The 5,914-nt window shown below is 72.9% G+C and carries 7 protein-coding genes; 5 read left to right on the top strand and 2 right to left on the bottom strand.

Going from position 1 to position 5,914, the window contains the following annotated elements; translation table 11 throughout:
• Nucleotides 1–181: 181 nt before the first annotated feature.
• Nucleotides 182–1,303, bottom strand: a complete 1,122-nt coding sequence (locus FM076_RS22095; protein ID WP_173872716.1) for an alpha/beta fold hydrolase — start codon at nt 1,301–1,303, stop codon at nt 182–184.
• A 200-nt stretch (nt 1,304–1,503) separates the two neighbouring features.
• On the opposite strand from FM076_RS22095, the gene FM076_RS22090 reads away from it, so the two are divergent.
• From FM076_RS22090 to FM076_RS22075, 4 genes are all read left to right on the top strand, one after another.
• Nucleotides 1,504–1,746 (top strand): hypothetical protein, encoded by a 243-nt coding sequence (locus tag FM076_RS22090; protein ID WP_173872715.1) that lies wholly within the window; start codon nt 1,504–1,506, stop codon nt 1,744–1,746.
• 121 nt (nt 1,747–1,867) lie between these two features.
• Entirely contained in the window at nt 1,868–2,491 is a 624-nt protein-coding gene (locus FM076_RS22085; RefSeq protein WP_173872714.1) for a TetR family transcriptional regulator, read from the top strand.
• A gap of 185 nt (nt 2,492–2,676) precedes the next feature.
• Nucleotides 2,677–2,904, top strand: a complete 228-nt coding sequence (locus FM076_RS22080) for a DUF3107 family protein (RefSeq protein ID WP_173872713.1) — start codon at nt 2,677–2,679, stop codon at nt 2,902–2,904.
• 189 nt (nt 2,905–3,093) lie between these two features.
• Nucleotides 3,094–3,450, top strand: coding sequence for a hypothetical protein (locus FM076_RS22075; protein ID WP_173872712.1), 357 nt, complete (start codon nt 3,094–3,096; stop codon nt 3,448–3,450).
• On the opposite strand, the gene FM076_RS22070 is transcribed toward FM076_RS22075, so the two are convergent.
• The gene (locus FM076_RS22070) at nt 3,401–4,150 is read right to left on the bottom strand and encodes a ferritin-like fold-containing protein (RefSeq protein WP_173872711.1); all 750 of its coding nucleotides are present in this window, start codon (nt 4,148–4,150) and stop codon (nt 3,401–3,403) included. The genes FM076_RS22075 and FM076_RS22070 overlap by 50 nt on opposite strands.
• Nucleotides 4,151–4,564: 414 nt before the next feature.
• Here FM076_RS22070 and FM076_RS22065 point away from each other — a divergent pair.
• Nucleotides 4,565–5,914, top strand: a 1,350-nt coding sequence (locus FM076_RS22065) for a DEAD/DEAH box helicase (protein ID WP_173872710.1), incomplete at its 3' end; no start/stop codon positions are given.

Here is a 5,914-nt window from a genome sequence, read left to right as displayed (position 1 = left end):
CTCCGGAGGGGTACGGCGCGGGCGTGCCGTGCTCCCGGGTGGCGGCGGCCTGTTCGGGGGCGCCCTCGGAGCCGGGCCCGGCGGCGGCCGGGCCGGTCCCGGCGGGGCGCTGCGCTATCCCGGAGCGCTGCCGGCCGCGCGCGGTACCGGCCTTGCCCTTACGGCTGTGGCGTCCCACTGGTCACCTTTCCGGATTGCCGGGGTCACGCGGGGCGGCACCGGCCGGGTGGCCGTCCGACCGCCGGGCGGCCCTGGCAGCGTCGTGGATCAGCTCGCGGACGGCCCCCGCGACGATCTCGGGGTACTCCATCATGGCGACGTGCCCCGCCTCCGGCATGGCCAGCAGCCGGGAGTCGCGGAAGGCGGCCGAGGCACGCCGGGCCATCCGGAAGGCGACCAGCTGGTCGCGCACACCGTAGATCAGCAGCGTGGGTGCCAGCACCCGCTCGGCCTGCCGCCACAGTGCGTGCTGCCCGGACAGGGTATAGGCGTCCACGAGGCCCCGTGTCGAGCGGGCCATGGCATCCCAGAAGTAGGGCAGTCTCGCCCGGCGTTCGTACTCGGCCGCGGCGGCGGCGAAGTCCTCCGGCGTCACCCGCGCCGGGTCGCCGTAGCACAGTCCGAGCACGCCGCCCGCGCAGCGCTCGGCGGGCCAGTCGCGGGTGATCCGGCCGAACAGCGCGGCGACTCCGGGGACGGCCAGCATCGCCGTCGGCCAGGCACCGCGCGGCGGCGGGACCTCCGGCAGGGCGGGCGAGACCAGGGTGAGGGTGCGCACCAGGTCGGGCCGTACGGCGGCCACCCTGGTCGCGACGGCGCCGCCCAGGGAGTTGCCGAGCAGGTGCACGGGGCGGCGGTCGCCCGCGTCGAGGTGGCGGATGACCGCGCGGGCGTGCGCGGAGATCGAGTAGTCACCGTCGTCGGGCGGCGGGGAGTCACCGAAACCGGGCAGGTCGACCGCCTCGCCGTCCACGTCGCCGGCCAGCTCCCGCATGAGGGCGGACCAGTTGCGCGAGGAGCCGCCGAGGCCGTGCACATAGAGGGCCGCCTCACGGGTGTCCCCTCCGGCGGCCGTGTCCTGTCCGCTCCCACCGGCCGGCTCCTGTGCGGCGGCGCGGCGGGGCCGCCGCACGGCCAGCGTCAGGCCTGGCAGGGTGACCGTCCCGAGCGTCTCCCCTTCCGCGGCCCCGCGGGGCTCCCCGGCCCGGCCGCTCTCCCCCGCCTCCGACGGCGGCGGTGCGGCCGGCGGTGCCGCGGCACGGGCCGTCCGGGCACGGCTTTCCGGGTGCTCGGTGGAGGACATGGGGCAATGTTACGAGACGATCACACCGCCCCTCACGTGTTCACCGTCACAGAAGAAGCACACTGGTGTACAGGGGATGCCAGGGGCTCGCGCCCGGCGGGACCCATCCCGGAGGCATGCGACGTGCGCCCCTGGTGACCCGCCCGTAGTCTCGAACGCAGGCCCGCATGACGGGCCCCACCCTGGAAAGGGGAGCCGGCATGTCTGTCGACCCGACCGATCCGGAAACCTTCGACGAGGCGGACGCCTACGGCGGCTACGAGGAGGAGCCCGAGGAAGTGGAGAGCCCCGAGGTCACCGAGGCGGACGCGGCCGAGCAGAAGGCCGAGGTGCTGCGGCAGCGGGACGAGCCGCTCGCCCCGCGCGGCCTCCACGAGGTGGACCCGGCCGACGCCGCCGAGCAGGCCCGCGTGGTGGAGCTGAACGAGGACGAGTACCGATAAAGCACCCGCCGCGGCCGACGGGCGGAGGAATTTCGGGGCCCGCGCACCTCGCACTCCCGTTACCGAAAAGTACGATGGCCGCGCAGCGCAGCTCGCGCTCAGGAAAACTCAGGGAGGCGGCGTGACAGCCATCGAGCAGACCGAAGCGCGCCCGCGTGGCACGCGTCTGCCCCGCCGGGCCCGACGTAACCAACTGCTGGGCGCAGCTCAGGAGGTCTTCGTCGCGCAGGGCTACCACGCGGCGGCGATGGACGACATCGCCGACCGCGCCGGTGTCAGCAAACCGGTTCTCTACCAGCACTTCCCGGGCAAGCTCGAGCTGTACCTCGCGCTGCTCGACCAGCACTGCGAGGCGCTGCTCCAGGCCGTGCGCGCGGCGCTGGAGTCCACCACGGACAACAAGCAGCGGGTGGCGGCCACCATGGACGCCTACTTCGGCTTCGTGGAGGACGAGGGCGGTGCGTTCCGGCTGGTCTTCGAGTCGGATCTCACCAACGAGCCCGCGGTGCGCGAGCGCGTGGACAAGGTGAGCCTGGACTGCGCGCAGGCCGTCAGCGAGGTGATCTCCGAGGACACCAAGCTGCCGCAGGAGCAGTCGATGCTGCTGGCCGTGGGGCTGTGCGGGATGGCGCAGATCACCGCGCGCTACTGGCTGGGCGCGGGCCAGAAGATCCCGCGGGACGCGGCGGCCAAGCTGATCTCCTCGCTCTCCTGGCGCGGTATCGCCGGGTTCCCGATGCAGTAGCCCTCCGGGCCGTGCGGCCCGGAGGGCGTCCGAGGGGGCGCGGTTGTTCGCTGCGGGCGTGCGACCGTGCCCCCTCGCGCTTTCCGCCGAGAGCTAGGGTTGCTCCCGTACGGCGCGGCTGCCTGCCGCGCACCACTCCCCGGGCATCGCCACGGGGACACCTGGACCGTCGGAGGGACATAGCCGTGGAGGTCAAGATCGGCGTGCAGCACGCGCCTCGCGAGATCGTCATGGAGAGCAAGCAGACTCCTGACGAGGTCGAGAGCACGGTGGCGGCGGCACTGGAGAAGGGCACCGGGATGCTCAGCCTCACGGACGAGCACGGCCGGAGGGTCCTGGTCCCCGCGGACCGTGTCGCCTACGTCGAGATCGGGGAGGCCTCGGGCCGCAAGGTGGGCTTCGGCGCGATCTGACGCACCCCTCGGCGCACTGGCGTACGGGGAGGCGCACAGGCGGGCGAACCGCGACGCCCGGCCGCACACACCCGACGGCGGCTGCGGGGATTGTCCCCGCAGCCGCCGTTTCAGTCTCCCCGAGCAGGGGGAGGACGGGAGACGACCGCGACCCGCGGTCACGCGAACGTCCACCCCGAGGAGGTCCTCATGATCTGGGAGGCTCTCGGCTCCGCAAGCCTCGGACTCGCCCTCGCGCTCGCCGCGACGAGGCGGTTCCCCGAGCGGCTTCCCGACCGGCGGCTCGTGCTGTCCACGGGACCCGTCGCCGCCCTCGTCGGCGGTCTCATCAGCCACATCGTGCTCGGCCCCGGCCACGCGCCGGCGAACCTGTGCGTCTCGCTCGGCGTCAGCGCGGCGCTGCTGTCGCTGCTGCTGCGGGACGCGCCGGGGCGGCGGCAGTGGCGCAAGGACACCCTGCGTGCCACCCCGGCACCGCGCACCGCACAGCCGCGGCTCAGGCGGCAAGCCCCAGCGCGGCCATCCGCTTCGTATGGGCCTCGGTGATCCGGGAGAACATCTTGCCGACCTCGGCCAGGTCGAAGCCGTCGGCCACCCCGCCGACCAGCATGGTCGAGAGCGCGTCCCGGTCGGCCACCACCCGCTGGGCCTGGGAGAGCGCCTCCCCCATCAGCCGCCGCGCCCACAGGGCGAGCCGACCGCCCACCCGCGGGTCCGCCTCGATGGCGGCGCGGACCTTCTCCACCGCGAAGCTGGAGTGCCCGGTGTCGTCGAGCACGCCGAGGACCAGCGCGCGGGTGTCGGTGTCCAGCCGGGCGGCGACCTCGCGGTAGAAGTCCGAGGCGATGGAGTCGCCGACGTACGCCTTGATCAGGCCCTCCAGCCAGTCGGAGGGTGCCGTGAGCCGGTGGAACTCGTCCAGCGGCCCGGCGAAGGGCTCCATGGCGGCCGTGGGGTCCTCGTCGATCCGGGCGAGCCGCCGGCGCAGCTTCTCGAAGTGGCCGAACTCGGCCGACGCCATGGAGGCCAGCTCCGCCTTGTCCACCAGGGTCGGCGCCAGCTTGGCGTCCTCGGCGAGCCGCTCGAAGGCCGCCAGCTCCCCGTAGGCCAGCGCGCCGAGCAGGTCGACGACCGCGGCACGGTAGGTCGGGTCGGCCGAGGCCTGCTCCCAGTCCTGGGTGGCGATCGAGGTGGCGGGGGCGGTGGCTTGCTCGGAACCGTCGGCGGTCTTGTCAGGCGTCTCCATAGTGCGCACGATAGCCCGCGACCGCAGGTCGCAAAGCCCCCTGCCCGGTCCTCAGGGGCCTCACGGGGCCCCGGGGATCCCGTACACAACGATCGGCCCGGTACACATGCGCGGATTCGGGGTACAGTGATATGGGTCCACTGGATGAGGTGGACTCGCTGCATGCATGTAAATGCGGATGCCCGGTCGGTGGCCCGATCGGCTCCGACCTGACAGCCTTCCGCCGACCCGTGCTCCCCGCACGGGCCGCGCCGAGAGGGACCGCTCGCGCGAGTGAGGCGCTTGAGCGGGAGCCAGTGGTCCCGTACCACTGGGCGGGCCGCGTGAGACGGCCGCCCGGCTGCGGTAGATCCGCTCCTCGCTCCGCTGGACCGCCCGGACCGCCTGGGACGGCCAACCGCCGCAGCCGCACTCGTGCGTCACACAGAAGAGGCAAGCACCCTGTCCACCACGTTCAGAGATCTGGGGATCCTTCCCGAGACAGCCGAGGCCCTCGAAGCCGTCGGCATCACGTCCCCCTTCCCGATCCAGGAGATGACGCTCCCCGTCGCCCTCGCGGGCACCGACGTCATCGGCCAGGCGAAGACCGGCACCGGCAAGACGCTGGGCTTCGGACTTCCGCTGCTGGACTCGGTGACCGTCCCCGCGGATGTCGAGCTGGGGCGGGCGAAGCCCGAGGAGCTGACCGACGCGCCCCAGGCCCTGGTCGTCGTCCCCACCCGTGAGCTGTGCCAGCAGGTGACCAACGACCTGCTGACCGCCGGCAAGGTCCGCAATGTGCGGGTCCTGTCGATCTACGGCGGCCGTGCCTACGAGCCGCAGGTCGAGGCCCTGCAGAAGGGCGTCGACGTGGTCGTCGGCACCCCCGGGCGGCTGCTCGACCTGGCGGGCCAGAAGAAGCTGCGGCTCTCGGAGATCAGGACGCTCGTCCTGGACGAGGCCGACGAGATGCTCGACCTGGGCTTCCTGCCGGACGTCGAGAAGATCATCGAGCTGCTGCCCACGCGCCGCCAGACGATGCTCTTCTCCGCGACCATGCCCGGCCAGGTCATCTCGCTGGCCCGCCGCTACATGAGCCAGCCCACGCACATCCGTGCCACCGCGCCGGACGACGAGGGCCAGACGGTGGCCAACACCACCCAGTACGTCTTCCGTGCCCACTCCCTGGACAAGCCGGAGATGGTCGCGCGGATGCTCCAGGCCGAGGGCCGCGGCCTCGCGATGATCTTCTGCCGTACGAAACGCACGGCGGCCGATGTCGCCGAGCAGCTCTCGCGGCGGGGCTTCGCGGCCGGTGCCGTCCACGGCGACCTGGGCCAGGGGGCGCGCGAGCAGGCGTTGCGCGCCTTCCGGAACGGCAAGGTCGATGTGCTGGTGTGCACGGACGTCGCCGCACGGGGTATCGACGTCGACAACGTCACCCACGTGATCAACTACCAGACGCCCGAGGACGAGAAGACCTACCTGCACCGCATCGGCCGCACCGGCCGAGCGGGCGCCTCCGGCACCGCCGTCACGCTGGTCGACTGGGACGACATCCCGCGCTGGCAGCTGATCAACAAGGCGCTGGAGCTGGACTTCAACGACCCGGAGGAGACCTACTCCACCTCGCCGCACCTCTACGAGGCGCTCAACATCCCGGAGGGTGCCAAGGGCATCCTGCCGCGCGCCGAGCGCACGCGGGCCGGGCTGGAGGCCGAGGAGCTGGAGGACCTGGGCGAGCCGGGCGGCCGTTCGCGCGGCAAGTCCGCCGGGCTCCGGCCT

This window comes from Streptomyces albus subsp. chlorinus, assembly GCF_013302895.1.
Lineage (GTDB): Bacteria > Actinomycetota > Actinomycetes > Streptomycetales > Streptomycetaceae > Streptomyces > Streptomyces chlorinus.
The sequence above is the reverse complement of the archived record's forward strand: the minus strand, read 5'-3'. Positions and strand labels throughout refer to the sequence as shown.